Source organism: Methanoculleus sp. (assembly GCF_035363275.1).
In the GTDB taxonomy this organism is placed as follows: Archaea; Halobacteriota; Methanomicrobia; order Methanomicrobiales; family Methanoculleaceae; genus Methanoculleus.
Window position 1 is genome coordinate 1 of record NZ_DAOSET010000050.1, and the last position, 16,080, is coordinate 16,080.

The following is a 16,080-nucleotide window of genomic DNA, read 5'->3' on the forward strand; positions in this document are numbered from 1 at the left end:
TCCTTGAGCGACTCATCGAAGTTGGGGACGAAGTCGACGGTATTCTTCTCGATATCGGCCAGGAGTTCCTCCGAGATCTTCGTGAGCCTGGCCTCCGTGTATCGCATGGCGGCAGCGGAGTCCCCGTCGATCGACCCGAAGTTCCCCTGGCCGTCCACCAGCATGTAGCGGTAGGAGAAGGGCTGCGCCATCTTCACCAGCGTGTCGTAGATGGCCGAATCGCCGTGAGGATGGTACTTACCCATCACGTCTCCGACAATACGGGCGCTCTTCTTGTAGGGCTTGTCGCTGGTGTTGCCGAGCTCCCGCATGGCGTAGAGGGTGCGGCGGTGAACCGGCTTTAAGCCGTCTCTCGCGTCAGGGATGGCACGGCCGATGATCACGCTCATCGCGTAGTCGATGTAGCATGATTTCATCTCCTCTTCTATGTTGATCGGGACAACCTGATTAGACGTCAAGGTTGTTCACCTCCTTTGCATGCCGGCGGATGAAGTCTCTCCGGGCATCCACATTCTCTCCCATAAGTTTCTCGAATATCTCGTTCGCGTAGACGGCATCCTCGATCTTCACCTGTTTGAGGATCCGGTTCGCCGGGTCCATCGTGGTGCTCCAGAGCTGCCCGGCGTTCATCTCACCAAGACCCTTGTAGCGCTGGATCGTGACGCCCTTCTCGCCCCACTCGGCGGTGATCTCCCGCATCTCCTCCTCGCGGTAGGCGTACTGCTCCTGTTTCCCCCTGGCCACCCGGTAGAGCGGCGGCTGGGCGATGTAGATGTAGCCGTTCTCGATGAGTTCCGGCATATACCGGTAGAAGAACGTGAGGAGGAGCGTCCGGATGTGTGCACCGTCGACATCCGCATCGGTCATCAGAATGATATGATGGTACCGGGCCCTCTCCGCGTCGAAGCTGTCGCCGATCCCGGTGCCGATAGCGGATATCAGCGCCTGGATCTCGGCGTTCTTCAGGATCTTGTGCTCCGACGCCTTCTCGACGTTCAGGATCTTGCCCCGCAGGGGGAGGATCGCCTGGAACTTCCGGTCCCGCCCCTGCTTCGCGGAGCCACCTGCGGAATCTCCTTCCACGATGTAGAGCTCGCTCTTCACCGGGTCCCGTTCCTGGCAATCGGCGAGTTTCCCGGGGAGACCCGCCGACTCCAGCGTGCTCTTCCGCCGGGCGAGCTCGCGGGCGTTCTTTGCGGCTTCCCGGGCCCGAGCGGCCGTCATCGCTTTATCCACGACCACCTGGAGGGTCTTCGGATGCTCCTCGAAATACTCGGTGAGCGACGAGTAGACGAGCGAGTCCACGATGCCCCGGACGTTGCTGTTCCCGAGCCGCATCTTGGTCTGCCCCTCGAACTGCGGGTTCGCGACCCGGGTGCTGATGACGGAGGCAAGCCCCTCCCTGACGTCGTCGCCCTTGACCTGGGCGTCGTTGTTCTTGAGGAGGTTGTTTCTGTGGGCAGCGTTGTTGATTGCCCGGGTGAGGGCGCTCCGGAAGCCCTCGAGGTGCGTCCCGCCCTCCCGGGTGTTCACGCTGTTGACGTAGGTGTAGATCGTCTCCGCGTATGAGTCGTTGTACTGCAGGGCAACCTCGACCTCGACCATGCTCTCGGGGTCGCGTTTCTGGAAGTAGATGACATCGTCGTGGAGGCGTTCCTTCCCCTCGGCGATATGGGCGACGAACTGCCGGATGCCGTCCTCGAAGCAGTAAGTGACCGAGTCCCCGGTGCGCTCGTCCCGGAGGATGATCGTAAGGCCGCTGTTGAGGTAGGCAAGCTCGCGGAGCCGGTGGTCCAGCACATCGTAATCGAACTCGACGGTCTCAAAGATCGACCGGTCGGGCTGGAATGTTATCCGGGTCCCCTGGAGCCGCTCGTAGTCGAGCCGCTGCCCGTTCCGGGCACCGTACCGCTCCTCGTGGCGCACCGCCATCTCGTGCTCGGTCTCCGGGCGGCTCGTGATCGGCTTTGCGACCATGCCCTGCCGGAACTGCATCGTGTAGACGCTGCCGTCCCGGAAGACCGTCGCGTCGAGCCAGCTTGAGAGGGCGTTGACGACTGAGACACCGACACCGTGCAGGCCGCCGGAGACCTGGTAAGTATTTTTATCGAACTTTCCGCCGGCGTGGAGCACGGTGAGGACGATCTCAAGAGCGCTCTTGCCGTACTGGGGCATGAGATCGACCGGGATGCCGCGCCCGTTGTCATCCACCGTGACCGAGCCGTCCCGGTTGATGACCACCAGTATCCGGTCACAGAATCCGGCGAGAGCCTCGTCTACGGCGTTGTCCACAACCTCGTAGACCAGGTGGTGCAGCCCCCGGGTCTCCGTGCTGCCGATGTACATTGCGGGCCGTTCCCGCACGGGCCGTAACCCCTCAAGTACCGTGATGTGGGAAGCATCGTAGGTATCAGTCATTTGTGACCTCCGCTGAACGCGCGGCGTCTTGAATCACAGCAAAACTCACAGTATATATTAGTTGTATGACCACTTATACTGCTCGCCTCTAGGCAATTTCTCGTTTTTGGCCTGTTCTGTCTCTCCACGGTTTGATGAGAGATACCATGTGAACCCGGAAGGCAGCCGGACGTTCGGGCCAAACCCCTGGTCCGTCTCCGGCCGTGAGGAGGGAAGAAGAGTATTCCAGTCAGTCGTACTTCCCGGTATCGGGGTTCTGGATGCCCAGATGCGTATCGATGGCGACCGCGAGCCGGTTGAGGAGTCTCCTGACGTCTGCCGTATCTTCCTTATCCATGATGCCCGGCTGGTGCCAGATCACTGTCTTTCTGAGGCGTTCGACGAGTTCTTCGATCTCGGTTCCCCGGAACTGCTCCGGCACCGTGAGGTCGTTGAGATGATCCGCGGCGCCAAAGAAGGCTTTTTCGGGGGGCAGGCCGAAGTGGCGTGAAAGCAGCATCAGGTTGACGACGAACCCTCTACCGAATTCGCTCTTTTGGGGCATACCTACCCTATGCACCACCGGGTGATATGAACGATCCGATTCGACCCTTGCCCGCCGCCGATCACGGGTGCAGGTAGATCAGGACCGTGGAGAGCACGATGAAGGCAAGCGTCGCGGCAAAGAAGACGACCTCGCCGGCACGGAGGGGCTTTTTTCCGATGTATAGGCCGGCGTTCGCCCCGTAGCCCCGGCAGAGCATGCTCGTGTAGGTGCGCTCGCCCTGCTCGTAGGACCTGATGAAGATCGTCCCGACCGTGTAGCCGACCTGGTGGAGCCTGTAGCGGTAAGGGAGGGTGCGGTCGAGGGGGTCGAAGCACCGGGTCTCCATTGCTGTTCGTATCCTGCCGAACATATCGGCAAAGACGAAGATGTAGCGGACCATCATCCCGAGCGTGAGGGTGAACTCCCGGGGGAGGCCGAGCCTCCCCGCCGCCTCGATCATCTCCTGCATCTTCGTCGTCGATGAGAGCAGGATGATGAACGATACGCTGACGACGAACTTCACCAGGAGGATCGACGCGAACTGCACCGACTCCGCGTAGACCTCGATCCCGAAGGGCAGGGTGGCAATCGTATGAAAGATGTCATAGTATGGGTTTTTTACGAACACCTGAAATCCGATCAGGAAGATCCCGAACGGCAGGATAAGCACGAGCCGCCGGAGGTAGGCCGTCGGCGGGAGGCGCGATGTGGCCCAGAGGGCGATGAAGAGCGCAAAGAGGACGGCGCCGAGCTCGTAGACCTTCGTCGAATACGGCAGGGCCACGATCGCCACGATGGCAGCGAGGGCTACGAGGAGTTTGATCCGTGCGTCCAGCCGGTGGACGAGACTCTCTCTGTAAGCATACTTCTCGATTGCGTAGAGGTCATCGATCATGCTCGTCTCGCGTAGGCGTCGAGGAATGACTTCTTCGCGTCCTCGTACGTGTAGGCCGTATTGATGACGACACCGCTCTCCTGCAACGACCGGATCAGTTTCGGTATGGGCGGCACGTCGAGCCTTGTCCGGGCGAGCAGGTCCGGCCGGGTGAAGACCTCATCAACCGTCCCGGAGGCCACGATCCGTCCCTGGTCCATCACGTAGACGAAGTCCGCCATCTCAGCCACGAGGTCGAGATGGTGAGTCGAGAAGATCACCGTCATGCCGTACTCCTCGGGCAGCCGGTTGACGAACGCCACGAGGTCGGCGACACCCCGGGGATCGAGCCCCGCGGTCGGTTCGTCGAGCACCAGCACCTGCGGCTCCATCGCGAGGATGCCCGCGATGGCGACCCGTTTCTTCTCGCCGCCCGAGAGGTGGTGCGGCACGCGCTCGCGCAGGTCCTCGATCCCGAGGAGGGCGAGCGCCTCTTCGACGCGGTGAGCGACTGTCTCCTTGTCGAGGCCGAGGTTGGTCGGGCCGAACGCGACGTCCTGCTCCACGGTGGGAGAGAAGATCTGGTCGTCGGGGTTCTGGAAGACGATCCCGACGAACTTGCGCACCTCGCGGACGTTCTCCTTCGTGATAGGCTCGCCCCTGACCAGCATCTCGCCGGACGTAGGTTTGAGGATGCCGTTGAAGTGCTTAAAGAGGGTGCTCTTCCCGGCCCCGTTCGGCCCGATGACGGCGATGCGTGACTTCCTCTCCGCAATGAAGTTCACGCTATCGAGAGCGTGGACATTGCCGCGATAGATATGAGTGAGATCGCGGGTCTCGAGCAGGTGCATGATAGCAAAAAGTAGGAGGTTTTTGTGTATTTAGTTATCGGGCCGTGCGGAGATCTTCGCAACACCGAAGACCAGGACGAGTATGAGAAGCGTACCGATCACGACCGCGAGCACTTCCCCGGTCTTATCGAGGCCCGGGATGCTGTAATCGGGCATGAACGCCTCGTATGAGAAGTCGTTCCCGGTCGTGGCGACCACCTGCTCCTCTGCGGCGCCGGCGGCATCTTCGTCGAGTTCATCGCCCATGAACGGCTTTGCTTCATAGATGCTGAAGAACGCGCTCTCGAGCCCGTCCGGGTTTCCGGAGGCGAGGAACGGTGCGGCAACGGCGATCACGAGAGCGATCGCCACACCGATGAGGATGAACTGTTTCGTCTCCATTACGCGCTCACCCCTGTTGGGTGTTCGAGGATATCCGGCCGTGCCGAGGCTATCAGGTAGAGGGCGCCCGCGGTGATGCCTCCCTCAATGAGCCCGATGACCGCATGGTAGAGTCCAAGGCCGATGAGTGCTGGAACCAGCGGGAACGTGCCGGCGATTGCAAGTTCGACTGCACAGAGGATCGCGGAGATGAAGAGAGACGCCCACCCGGCGATGAACGCGGCGGCGTACGCATTCCCTATCACGTTTTTGACGGCAGTGTAACCGTAGTAGCCGACGAATCCGCCGATAACGCCCATGTTGACGATGTTGGCGCCCATGACGGTGATGCCGCCGTCACCGAAGATGACACCCTGGACGAGAAGCACCAGTGTCAGGACGAAGACTCCTGCGTACGGCGAGCCGAGGACGATTGCTGCGAGCGCTGCACCGACCATGTGGCCGCTCGTCCCCCAGGGAATGGGGATGTTCAACGCCTGGATGGCGAAGATGCCTGCTGCGAGCACGGCGACCAGCGGTATCTTCTCCTCCTCCATCGAGCGCCGCGCCCACCGGAGGGCGAGAGCGATGAAGATAAGGGCGATGATCCAGTAGATCAGGGCCTGTCCCATCGGTATAAACGCGTCAGGTATATGCACGATAACACCTTGTGGAGTAGTATTACATCCGGGTATAAATGTATTACTAATCGCGATAGTTCTATTGACCGGTAAGAATCTGACGTACTCCCGATGCGAAAAGTATGCCCATTGCCCTCGCCAATGCCGGTTTCAGGGCGAGCCTGCGAAGCAGGGCGCCCGGCCGGTCCATGTCGCCGTGTTCTACGATCGTTTCGATGAGGTCTTCGTCGTTCAAGGCCCGGCAGAGGCGGTCGATCTCTTCGGGCGTCATCCTCTGCCGCAGTCTGAGCGCTTTCATGCCGATATCGAGTTCTTTTCCGAAGTCTTCCTTCCAGCGCCGCTCGTAGTCCCGGAGACTCGCATCATCGAACGTCCCGCGCGCCACGCACGCCGCCACGACCGCTGCCGCGTGTTTTGCTGACCGGACGCCGGTGTAGACCCCGCCCCCCGATGTGGGTTTTGCGAACCCTGCCGCGTCGCCGACAACGAGCGCCCGGCGGCCGTAGGTCTGCGGCATAACCCCGAGCGGGATGACCCCGCTCACGAGGTGGAGCGAGTTTTCCCCGTAGCGGGCGATGAACCGGTCGAAGTGGTCCTTTGCATGCTCCCGTGCACAGAGCCCGACACGGGCCCGGGTCCCCGAGACCGGGATCACCCACCCGAAGAAGTCGGGCGAGGCGTTGGGGTGCAGCTCCACGTAGCGCGGGTCCATCGTATACGGTACCTCCGCCTGCACCCCGGCGAGGTAGACCTCGGCCCGCCGGAGCCCGAGCATGCGAGCGACGGAACTCCGCGGTCCGTCGGCGGCGATGATGAGGCGATACGGGATCTCCTCGCGCCCGCGGACCCCCCGGGTCAGGATGGAGGAGCCCCGGATGCCTACTACGCTGGTCTTGAGGAGGAACTCGGCCCCGGCATCCGCCGCGCGTTCTGCCATCTCGCGGTCGAGGAGGGACCGGTCCACGACGCAGGCCTTTGTGGTCCGGGCATCAAAGAGGATCTCCCCCCCGAGACCTGAGACCATCCTCGCGCCGGTGACCCTGTTTGTGACCGATCTCTCCGAGACGTCGCACTCGGCAAACGCGGACACAGAGAGGAGTCCCGCGCACTGCACCGGGTAGCCGATCGTCCCGTGCTCCTCGATGCAGAGCGTCGTGAGTCCCTCTTCTGCGCAGGCCCGCGCCGCGGCGCTTCCTGCGGGGCCTGCACCCACTACAACAACATCCCAGACCAGAGTATCATGCCTCGCAGACGTGAGTTTCCGGCCGCCGGCTGCCTGTGGTGCAGGCCGGCGCCTGGTTCCAGACAATAATGGACTTACAGGGGCATAAAAGAGGGTGGGTGAGGGAGGGGTACACGATAGGGAAAGGAGTCGTAAGAAGTTAGGTAGCCGGGCACGAATCGCACTTGAGAGTGCTTGCTTTGTCCCCATGGAAGGCTGCATGTCGGATCTAGTCTCCGAAACCGGAGGGACGGAAACTTCCAGATCACAATCGACAACTATCTGGAATTCAAAGGGATTTGCTTTCAATTGCAACGACTAGAAGGATACGTCAACAAAATTCCGTATACTGGACCGTGGTGGATATCGCAAGAGGGGGAGGGGTTGCAGGGGAGGGGGGAGACCCCCCTCCCCTGTCCCCACCCCCCAGACGCGATACTCGATGGAAATCCGTGCATGGGTTCGCAACGCTCTGGGGAACAAAAGTTCATAAGGCAGTGTTGAGAGCCCAGCAGGCTTCTTTCGTGATCGATCAGAAGACAGAAGCACGAGCACTACTGACCTTCCCTCCACCTGTGCAGATCAGCGATACTGGTATCACCTGCCGCCCCCGCCTGCTCTCATAGCTGTGTATTTGACGGATCATACCCCAACTAATACGAAATGCCTGATATACGGGAGTTCAAGTGGAAGCAGTGCCTGGTCGTGCGCGCCGACATCAAGATGAGCTGCGGCAAGAAGTGTGCGCAGATCGCCCACGCCGCCATCGGAGCCTACGAGAAGGCCGATAAAATCGCGAAGAAGGCCTGGCTTGACGAGGGGCAGAAGAAGGTGGTGCTGAAGGTGACGGCTGAGCGGCAGCTCTTTGAACTCAAGACGATCGCAGAGCGGGCGGGCATTCCCGCATCGATCATCCAGGACGCCGGGATGACCGAGATCCCGCCGGGGACCGTGACGGCGCTCGGTCTCGGGCCCGCGCGTGCCGAAGACCTCGACCGGATCACCGGCGACCTCTCCCTGCTATGATGCCCTCGCCCTATCCTCTCGAAGAGGAACTGGGGATGCGCTACTACGCGTCCGTTACCCCCGGTATCGGCGGGCGGCTCCGCTCAAGCCCCGAGGACTTCATCGTCGAAGAGTTGCCGCTCCCGATCAGCGATCCGAACGGCCCCTATCTCATCTGCCGGCTCACCAAGACGAACTGGGAACTCCAGCGGGCGGTCAAGGAGATTGCAAAACGGCTCGGCATCAGCCACCGGCGGATCGCCTGGGCGGGGACCAAGGACAAGAACGCGGTGACCACTCAGTTCATATCGATCTACGATGTTACGCCCGAAGCGGTCGGGCAGGTTCACCTCAAGGATATCACGCTCGAGGTCGTCGGGCGGTCGCAGCACTCGCTCATCCTCGGGTGCCTCGCGGGGAACCGGTTCGATATCACGATCCGGGACTGCATCCCAGAAGACCTCGCCGAGCGGGTGGAGGCGGTGACAGCGGTCGCGGCTCGCGGGGTGCCGAACTACTACGGGCTGCAGCGGTTCGGTGTCGTTCGGCCGGTCACTCACCTCGTCGGCGAGAGGATCCTCAAGGGCGACTACGAAGGCGCCGTGGCCACCTACGTCGGCCGGGCCTACCCCCGCGAGTCTGAGGCGGTGCGACAGGCCCGGACCCGGTTCGCCGAGACCCGGGATCCACGAGCGGCACTCGCCGACCTCCCCGTCCAGATGACCTACGAGCGGTCGATGGTAAACCACCTCGTCGCGAACCCCGGCGACTACGCCGGTGCGCTCCGGGTCCTTCCCCCGAAACTCCTCTCGCTCCTCGTGAGCGCGTTCCAGTCGTATCTCTTCAACTGCGCGCTCTCCTCCCGCATCGAGGCCGGCCTCACGCTGACCGAGCCGGAGGCCGGCGACCGGTTGCTCTTCTCGAACGGCCGCGAAGATATCGTCTCCGCGCGGAACCGGCAGGCGGCCCTGCTGCAGATCCGCCGCGGCCGGTGCCGGATCGCCCTCTTCATATCCGGCGCAGAACCGGTGACTTCGCACGGGCCGATGGATGAGATCATGCAGGACCTGATGCAGAAGTCGGGGGTCAACGCCGGAGACTTTGAGCGCGCCTCCCGGTTCGTGGCGACGAAGTTCGCCGGGGTTCTCCGGCCGATCAGCCTCTCTGCCGACGTGCAGGCGGAGATATCGGACACGAGTGTCCGGCTCCGGTTCACGCTTCCCCCCGGCCATTACGCGACGACGGTCTGCCGGGAGTACATGAAGGCGGATCCCTACATGATGATATAAGAGTGCGGGGCCCCTAGGCCCCGTAGAGCACATCCCACTCCGTGACCAGGTTGCTCCCGCACATGTAGTGGCGTTTCAAGGAGAGCCGGAACATCTCTTCTTCGGTCTCGATATGCATGCCGCCGACGAGCGACGGGGTGTCGGCACCGCCGACGATGAACGGCAGGTGGATCAGGCGGATCTCGTCCACGAGGCGGTGGTTTAACATGGACCAGTTCAGTGTCGGCCCCCCCTCGATCATCATCCGGCGGACGCCGTAGTCTCTCGCCAGGACCCGCATCAGTTCCGGCAGGTCGACCTCGTCTGCTCCCGCGATAACGACGTCGACGCCGGCTGCTCGGAGCCGGGCTACCCGTTCCGCTGGTGCAGCCTCGCTGGCGGCGACGACCGTTCTGGCATCTGGCCCGAGGACGTTTGCATCCGGCGGGATATCCGCCTGGCTGGTCGGGATGACGCGGAGCGGGCTTTTCCCCTCGACCAGCCGGACCGTCAGGAATGAGTTGTCGATTCTGATCGTGTTTGCTCCGACCATGATGGCGTCGCATACCGCCCGGGTCTGGTGAAGGAGGATCTCGGTCTCGGGGGCCATATACTTCATGAGGATCTTACTCGAGGCTCCACGCTTCAGGGTGAGTTTCCCGTCGACGGTGATCTCCGACATCATGAGGACATGCGGCCTGTCGTTATCTGGCATTGAATTTCCTTGTGATCTATCTGGTGGGAGCGGTTATGAATCTGGTGATTCCAAAACGTATGTGATTCGCCCGGTTCTGGATGCATTGCTGTGTCAGCCGGGCGGATATACCGATAGCGGTCAATGCCCGGTCCCGGTCCGGGGAGAGGCCTGACCGGTTTCATGCCGGTCCCCTTTGCCCACGCAAAGGTTAAACTCTTTACGGGCTGATAAAATATGCGATGAATATAACCTCGCTGCGGCCGAAATTCATCAAATATACGGAGCCAATCGCGTCGTTTTTTGCACACCTGGGCGTTACGCCGAACCAGGTCTCGATGCTCGCCGTGCTCTTTGGCCTTTCATGCGCACTCGCCTTCACCCAGCGCTACTTTCTCGCAGGCGCTCTGCTGCTGATCGTCTCGGCAGTCCTTGATCTGGTGGACGGCAGCGTCGCCCGGAAAAATCATACGGAGAGCAAATTCGGGGCAGTCTTCGATTGGGTTGCCGATAAATACGTCGATGCGGCGGTCATCCTCGGCGTCGGGTTCTCCGGCATCCCTATCGTCAGCCACCTCGTAGATGTCCCGGCGGGCACCGATTTCGGCATCGTGGGGCTGGCGCTCTTCGGGTCCCTGATCAACACCTTCATCAAACCGGTCACATATGCGGAGATCGGCTACAGCGAGAGGATCGCCGGGAAGATCGAGGATCCCCTCGAGGGGGTCGGCTTCTTCGGGAGGCCCGAGACGATCCTTGTGCTGGTGCTCGGCGGCGTGACCGGGTACATCTGGGTCGCGGTTCTCCTCATCGCGGTCTGCACGAATCTCTCTGCGGTCCAGCGGATCTTCTACCTTTACCGGGAGTACTCCTGACGGGAAGGCCGGGAGTCTTCTGATCTCTTCTTTCTTCAGTCTGGCGGGGGTAGAAGATCCGCCGGCAAGCAACGAGACCCGCGCCGCCGCCGTCGGGGTGGTCTGTGGGGTGCGGTTCAGCCCTGGGATTGCCCTCTGATGGCCGACTCGCTGATCCCGGTCTGCAACGGGAACAATGTCTTCCGGTGAGGGCGAGAGCCCGGCCGGAATTCTCGCGCGGTTCGTCCCGGGACTAGGGTTCGGATCTCCGGGAGTTTGGCCGGACGATCTGCTCCACCTCGCTGCGATAAAGCCGGTAGAGGCTGTCGGCGAGGGTGCCGAGTTCGGGGAGGATCCTGAAGAGGGCGTAGGCGAGGATCACGAGAAAGACCAGTGCCCCGAGTTCGGCCATGACGTTGTGCGCCCAGAAGAAACTCTCGTACCCGAACTCGCCGTTGCCGGCAATCTCCGGGAGGTACGGGAACCACTGCTCGGCGTAAGCCGTGATCACAAAGACGTTTCTCACGATATTCAGGATGTAGATCGTCGGGAAGACCAGGAGAAAACCGGCGATCTTCTGCCTCGTCGTCGACCGCACACCCCAGGCAACCCCGAGCATGATCGCGATGCTCTGGATGCCGGTACAGGCGAGGATGATCTCGGTCCGGAACCCGTTGCGCTCCATCAGGTTCCATGCCTCGATGTTCACGGGATACCCGACCGCCGCCAGCGCTACGGACGTCTCTCCCACGACCGTTGCGATCAGCCAGTCCCCGAGCGCCGGTATGTAGCCGAAGGGGGCGTATACCAGGAACGCTACGGCCGCTATCGTCGAGAGCTGTATCACCCGGGGGTCGTCATGGAGCAGGTTTTTCACGGTGATAAAGAGAAACGGAACTGCAAGAAGGGCTATCGTCGGGTACATAAAGTTATTTATGGAGAAGTAGTAGGGGAGCTCGAGAAAGAGGTATCCGACGATGCTTGCCCACCCGGCGACGGCGAAGTACTTCCGGAACCGGCCCGGGATCAGGAAGGCCAGAAAGCAGATGCAGGAGATCAGCACCAGGTAATCCTTCATCCATTATCGTTCGATGTACCCGACATTAAATCATTTGTACGCCCGATCCGGTCGAGCATCTCCGGCTGCGCAGTCCTGGCCGCCCGGCGTGAACCCCCACGCTCCCGGGCGGCGACTTCCCGCTCCGCCCTGTTATCCCCACAAGTTAATTTTGATCGGTATCCCATTCATTATAATGATGTTTTGTCCCCAGTGCAAAGGCCTGATGATATCGTCCGGTGGTCAGCTGAAATGCAAAAAGTGCGGATATATCCGGGAGATCGAGGTCAATGATCGGTTGAAGAAGACGGACAAGCGCATCGAGAAAGAGATCACCATCGTCGACGAAGAAGATAAGGTGGCAACGCTCCCGACGGCGAGCATCAAGTGCCCGGAGTGTGAATGCACGACGGCGTACTGGTGGCTGCGCCAGCTGCGGGCGGCAGATGAAAGCGAGGTCAGGTTCTTCCGCTGCACCGCCTGCGGGAAGACGTGGCGCGAGTATGATTGATCAGGCTGGAACTGCATCCTGTTGCCCCTCCGGGGCTTATTCTTCCTTCTGGCCGGAGTGGTGCATACCGCTTCGGTATCCTCCCGGTCGTAGACGATTTGACTCTCCTCTCGATGCCGTCCTTTTTCCTCAAAGGGGTATGCCCCTGTTCACAAGTGCATCCGGTATCCGCAACGTTCCGTGACATTCTACGTCGTTTCAGCCATTATGCGTACGGGGCCGTCACCGGTCACCAGTACAGACCGGGTATCCCGTGCCAGGTCTCGCTAAGAGCACGGAGCACCAGGAGTTTCATGGGCGTCGGGTGTTCTGGCGGCAACGGGAGCCCGGGCTCCCGCCGCGGCCACCTGTTTATAATAAAGTAGGTCCTGAGACGTTCCGCCGTGCTCTCGGTGATGATCGCGAGGTCGGCAGCCAGCCACTCATGCTCATGCCCCACGTATGCTTGAGGACATAGAACTCCCGCGGCGAACCCCGCAGGCCCGGTTCATCCCCACATGCATGGGGAACTCGCGACGTCGGGGTGGTCCGGGGCCTGAGGGGCCGGTTCATCCCCACATGCATGGGGAACTCGAAGCCTCAATATGGATCGTCCGCGCAACCCGCGGTTCATCCCCACATGCATGGGGAACTCACCGCCGCGTCCTCGTCATCGGACCAGGCGTCCGGTTCATCCCCACATGCATGGGGAACTCTCTTCTTCTTATCCCCGGAAGGATGGCTCCTTCCACCCGGGTCACCGCCCCTGGAGGAAAGCTCTCTTTTACCGAAAAAGGGTATGCCAATACTCTCATCACACTACCATATCACGGTTCTGGTGCCGCCCGGGCACGTACAAAAAACAGGCAGGATAGGCTGAGCGGGTCTTCGACAAGACGGGCAGCTTGGTTGCAGGGGGGCGGTGCCGCACCGGACCTTCCGCACATCTCTCCGCCCCGCCGCAACCCGTGACGCACGGCAGGAACCCTGCCCTCCCCCCGCGCGCGTTCTCCGGGACAGCTCACCCCCACCTCCACGCTCTCTCCGGGTACGAATCCACCACTCTCCGGGTATAAATCCGCCACACTGCCCGTAATATCTACGCATACCCCAAACCTCCGCCTCTCCCGATGAAGTCCCGGCATCCGTCCCTGAGAGGCACCCTTTTTCGCTCGATCCGCCTCTCCAACCAGAATGTTGATATATAATATTCATTATTAATAATGTATAATAGGAGTAGTCGGATGGCTGAAAATTTCGATGTCAAACTCGAGGAGGCGAAATACTACACTCCCGAGGCCAGCTGCAAGGAGCACTCCTGGATCGGCGACTACAACCGGACCTACCAGGAGTTCCTTGCGAACCCCGACCTGTTCTGGGACAGCGTCGCCAGGGAACTTGAATGGTTCCAGCCCTGGGACCGGGTGAAAGAGTGGGAGTACCCGTACGCAAAGTGGTTCATCAACGGGAAGCTCAACATCACCCACAACTGCCTGGACCGCCACGCCCACAGCCAGCGTCGCAACAAGGTCGCAATCATGTGGCGGGGGGAGAACGAGGACGAAGAGCGGACCTACACCTACCGCCAGCTTCTGCAGGCCGTCTGCCAGTTCGCGAACGGCCTCTCGCGCCTCGGCGTCGGGAAGGGCGACCGGGTCTGCATCTACATGCCGGTGGTACCCGAGCAGGTCATAGCAATGCTCGCCTGCGCCCGCCTCGGAGCGATCCACTCGGTCGTCTTCGGTGGGTTCGGCGTCAGCGCACTCAACCAGCGTATCACGGGCATCAACGCGAAGGTGGTCGTCACCGCCGATGTCGGCTACCGGCGCGGCAAGGCAATCCCGCTCAAGAACATCGTAGAGGAGGCGGTTGTCAACGCCCCGAGCGTCGAGCGGATCGTCGTTCTCCGGCGCGATGACGACAAGCCCGTTGAACTCCATCCCGAGATCGAGGTGGATTACTACGAGCTGATGGATGGCGTGGAGCGGGAATGCCCGGCCGAACCGATGGATGCCGAAGACCCGCTCTTCATCCTGTATACGAGCGGCACCACCGGAAGTCCGAAAGGCATCGTCCACACCTGCGGCGGCTACACCGTCGGGGCCTACTACTCGACGAAGTACGTCTTCGATGTCAAGGACAGCGACATCTACTGGTGCACCGCCGACCCCGGCTGGATCACCGGTCACAGTTACTGCGTCTACGGCCCGCTCCTGAACGGCACCACCTGCCTCCTCACGGAAGCAACCCCCGACTACCCGACCCCGGGCACCTACTGGAACCTCATCGAGGAGTACGGTGTCACCATCTTCTACACCGCTCCGACCGCCATCCGTATGTTCATGCGGGTGGGTGAAGAGTGGCCGAACCGCTACAACCTCTCGTCGCTCCGGGTGCTCGGTTCCGTCGGCGAGCCGCTCAACCCGGAAGCGTTCGAGTGGTTCTACCGCGTCATCGGCAAAGACCGGTGCCCGATCATGGACACCTGGTGGCAGACCGAGACCGGGATGCACATGGTGACCACGATGATGGGCGAACCCATGCGCCCGGGATTCGTGGGGAAGTCGCTCCCGGGCGTCGTCGCGGACGTTGTCGATATGGCGGGCAACCCGGTCCCGCCGGGCACCGGCGGCCTCCTGGTCATCAAGGAGCCGTGGCCGTCGATGATGCGGACGATCTGGAACGATGATGATCGATACCGCAAGTACTGGCACACCGTCCCGGGCTGCTACACCGCGGCAGACCTTGCGGTGAAGGACAAGGACGGCTACATCATGGTCATCGGGCGGTCCGACGACCTGATCGTCGTCGCCGGGCACAACATCGGCACCGCGGAGGTCGAGAGCGCGCTCGTCTCCCATGATACGGTGGCGGAAGCGGCGGTCATCGGAAAGCCCGACGCCCTGAAGGGGAACACCATCAAGGCCTTCGTCATCCTCAAGAACGGCCGCGAGCCCGGCGAGAAGCTGAAGAACGACCTCGTCTACCATGTCCGGATGACGCTCGGGCCCATCGCCATACCGTCCGAGATCGACTTCGTCCAGTCGCTCCCCAAGACCCGGAGCGGCAAGATCATGAGACGGGTCTTAAAAGCGCAGGAATTAGGTATGGACCCCGGGGACATCTCAACCCTGGAGGAATAGACAACCAACTCTTTATATACTCTTTTAAATATGTTATAAATATGAATGAGCGTAAACCAGAGGAGTCCCTCAAGATAGAAAATATCGTTGCTTCGGCGAAAGTGACGGATTCTCTTGATCTCCCCTCTCTTGCCTCCCAGCTGAAGGATGCGGAATACAATAAAAAACGATTCCCTGGCGTCGTTCTCCGGATGCAGGACCCGAAAATTGCCGCGCTCGTCTTTGGTTCCGGAAAGGTCGTCCTGACCGGCGCAAAGAGCATCGACAGCCTCTCACGCGGTCTGCAGATCCTGGGCGACCAGCTGCGGGCACTCGGTATCGATATCCCGGCACCTGAAGACCTGACCTACAAGATCCAGAACATCGTCACGTCCGCAGACCTCGGGACGCCGATCAACTTAAACAAGATCGCCGTGGGGTTCAACCTGGACAAGATCGAGTACGAGCCCGAGCAGTTCCCCGGGCTCGTATACCGACTCGACGATCCAAAGGTGGTCGTCCTCCTCTTTGGGTCCGGCAAACTGATCATCACCGGCGGCAAAGTGCCCGAAGATGCCAGGCGGGCGGTGCAGCGGATCCTCTCCGAACTCTCCAACCTCGGGCTCATCTGAACCCATGTTCTGCTTTTTGGACCGTAAGGGCCGTAAGGGCCGTCGGTCTTCAGCCGTAAGGGCCGT

General features: G+C 61.1%; 17 protein-coding genes and 1 CRISPR repeat array. Of the genes, 6 read left to right on the plus strand and 11 right to left on the minus strand.

Translation table 11 applies throughout. From position 1 onward, the window contains the following. The 8 genes from PLN84_RS10290 to PLN84_RS10325 all read right to left on the minus strand — a co-directional run. On the minus strand, positions 1–416 hold a 416-nt coding region (locus tag PLN84_RS10290), incomplete at its 3' end, for a DNA gyrase subunit A (protein WP_348532054.1). 31 nt (positions 417–447) lie between these two features. Further along, positions 448–2,418 carry a DNA topoisomerase (ATP-hydrolyzing) subunit B gene (gene gyrB, locus PLN84_RS10295; RefSeq protein WP_292385972.1) on the minus strand — a complete coding sequence of 657 codons (1,971 nt, stop codon included), beginning with the start codon at positions 2,416–2,418 and terminating at the stop codon, positions 448–450. A gap of 229 nt (positions 2,419–2,647) precedes the next feature. Next, complete coding sequence (locus PLN84_RS10300) at positions 2,648–2,962, minus strand: hypothetical protein (RefSeq protein ID WP_300020373.1); 315 nt, start codon at positions 2,960–2,962, stop codon at positions 2,648–2,650. Positions 2,963–3,023: 61 nt separating this feature from the next. Beyond that, positions 3,024–3,839, minus strand: coding sequence for a cobalt ECF transporter T component CbiQ (cbiQ, locus tag PLN84_RS10305; RefSeq protein ID WP_292385968.1), 816 nt, complete (start codon positions 3,837–3,839; stop codon positions 3,024–3,026). Next, positions 3,836–4,669 (minus strand): ATP-binding cassette domain-containing protein, encoded by an 834-nt coding sequence (locus tag PLN84_RS10310; protein ID WP_292385966.1) that lies wholly within the window; start codon positions 4,667–4,669, stop codon positions 3,836–3,838. Before PLN84_RS10310 ends, cbiQ begins: the two co-directional genes overlap by 4 nt. Before the next feature lie 30 nt (positions 4,670–4,699). Beyond that, positions 4,700–5,050: a PDGLE domain-containing protein gene (locus PLN84_RS10315; protein ID WP_292385963.1), complete on the minus strand. Its 351-nt coding sequence runs from the start codon at positions 5,048–5,050 to the stop codon at positions 4,700–4,702. Next, positions 5,050–5,688, minus strand: a complete 639-nt coding sequence (gene cbiM / locus PLN84_RS10320; RefSeq protein WP_292385962.1) for a cobalt transporter CbiM — start codon at positions 5,686–5,688, stop codon at positions 5,050–5,052. The genes PLN84_RS10315 and cbiM overlap by 1 nt, the downstream gene beginning before the upstream one ends. Before the next feature lie 61 nt (positions 5,689–5,749). Beyond that, positions 5,750–6,904: an NAD(P)/FAD-dependent oxidoreductase gene (locus PLN84_RS10325; protein WP_292558577.1), complete on the minus strand. Its 1,155-nt coding sequence runs from the start codon at positions 6,902–6,904 to the stop codon at positions 5,750–5,752. A gap of 651 nt (positions 6,905–7,555) precedes the next feature. On the opposite strand from PLN84_RS10325, the gene pth2 reads away from it, so the two are divergent. Together pth2 and truD are read left to right on the plus strand one after the other, a co-directional pair. Beyond that, the gene (gene pth2, locus PLN84_RS10330) at positions 7,556–7,918 is read left to right on the plus strand and encodes a peptidyl-tRNA hydrolase Pth2 (RefSeq protein ID WP_292558567.1); all 363 of its coding nucleotides are present in this window, start codon (positions 7,556–7,558) and stop codon (positions 7,916–7,918) included. Further along, positions 7,915–9,186 (plus strand): tRNA pseudouridine(13) synthase TruD, encoded by a 1,272-nt coding sequence (truD, locus tag PLN84_RS10335; protein ID WP_292382907.1) that lies wholly within the window; start codon positions 7,915–7,917, stop codon positions 9,184–9,186. Before pth2 ends, truD begins: the two co-directional genes overlap by 4 nt. A 13-nt stretch (positions 9,187–9,199) precedes the next feature. On the opposite strand, the gene PLN84_RS10340 is transcribed toward truD, so the two are convergent. Beyond that, positions 9,200–9,880 (minus strand): dihydrofolate reductase family protein, encoded by a 681-nt coding sequence (locus PLN84_RS10340; RefSeq protein ID WP_292382906.1) that lies wholly within the window; start codon positions 9,878–9,880, stop codon positions 9,200–9,202. A 221-nt stretch (positions 9,881–10,101) separates the two neighbouring features. Between PLN84_RS10340 and PLN84_RS10345 the strand changes: the two genes are divergently transcribed. Next, entirely contained in the window at positions 10,102–10,734 is a 633-nt protein-coding gene (locus tag PLN84_RS10345) for a CDP-alcohol phosphatidyltransferase family protein (RefSeq protein WP_292382904.1), read from the plus strand. A 232-nt stretch (positions 10,735–10,966) separates the two neighbouring features. Here PLN84_RS10345 and artA read toward each other — a convergent pair whose 3' ends face one another. After that, positions 10,967–11,791, minus strand: a complete 825-nt coding sequence (gene artA, locus PLN84_RS10350; RefSeq protein ID WP_292382902.1) for an archaeosortase A — start codon at positions 11,789–11,791, stop codon at positions 10,967–10,969. Between the two features lie 175 nt (positions 11,792–11,966). Here artA and PLN84_RS10355 point away from each other — a divergent pair, with 175 nt between their 5' ends. Further along, positions 11,967–12,281, plus strand: a complete 315-nt coding sequence (locus PLN84_RS10355; RefSeq protein ID WP_292382920.1) for a transcription factor S — start codon at positions 11,967–11,969, stop codon at positions 12,279–12,281. A 229-nt stretch (positions 12,282–12,510) separates the two neighbouring features. On the opposite strand, the gene PLN84_RS10360 is transcribed toward PLN84_RS10355, so the two are convergent. Next, positions 12,511–12,720: a hypothetical protein gene (locus PLN84_RS10360; protein WP_292382901.1), complete on the minus strand. Its 210-nt coding sequence runs from the start codon at positions 12,718–12,720 to the stop codon at positions 12,511–12,513. Between the two features lie 43 nt (positions 12,721–12,763). Then, a CRISPR array of direct repeats spans positions 12,764–12,976; the repeat unit is 30 nt; unit sequence CCGGTTCATCCCCACATGCATGGGGAACTC. A gap of 528 nt (positions 12,977–13,504) precedes the next feature. On the opposite strand from PLN84_RS10360, the gene acs reads away from it, so the two are divergent. After that, on the plus strand, positions 13,505–15,403 hold the full coding sequence (gene acs / locus PLN84_RS10365) for an acetate--CoA ligase (RefSeq protein ID WP_292558569.1): 1,899 nt from the start codon (positions 13,505–13,507) through the stop codon (positions 15,401–15,403). Between the two features lie 41 nt (positions 15,404–15,444). Then, positions 15,445–16,014: a TATA-box-binding protein gene (locus tag PLN84_RS10370; protein WP_292382898.1), complete on the plus strand. Its 570-nt coding sequence runs from the start codon at positions 15,445–15,447 to the stop codon at positions 16,012–16,014. Positions 16,015–16,080: the final 66 nt, after the last annotated feature.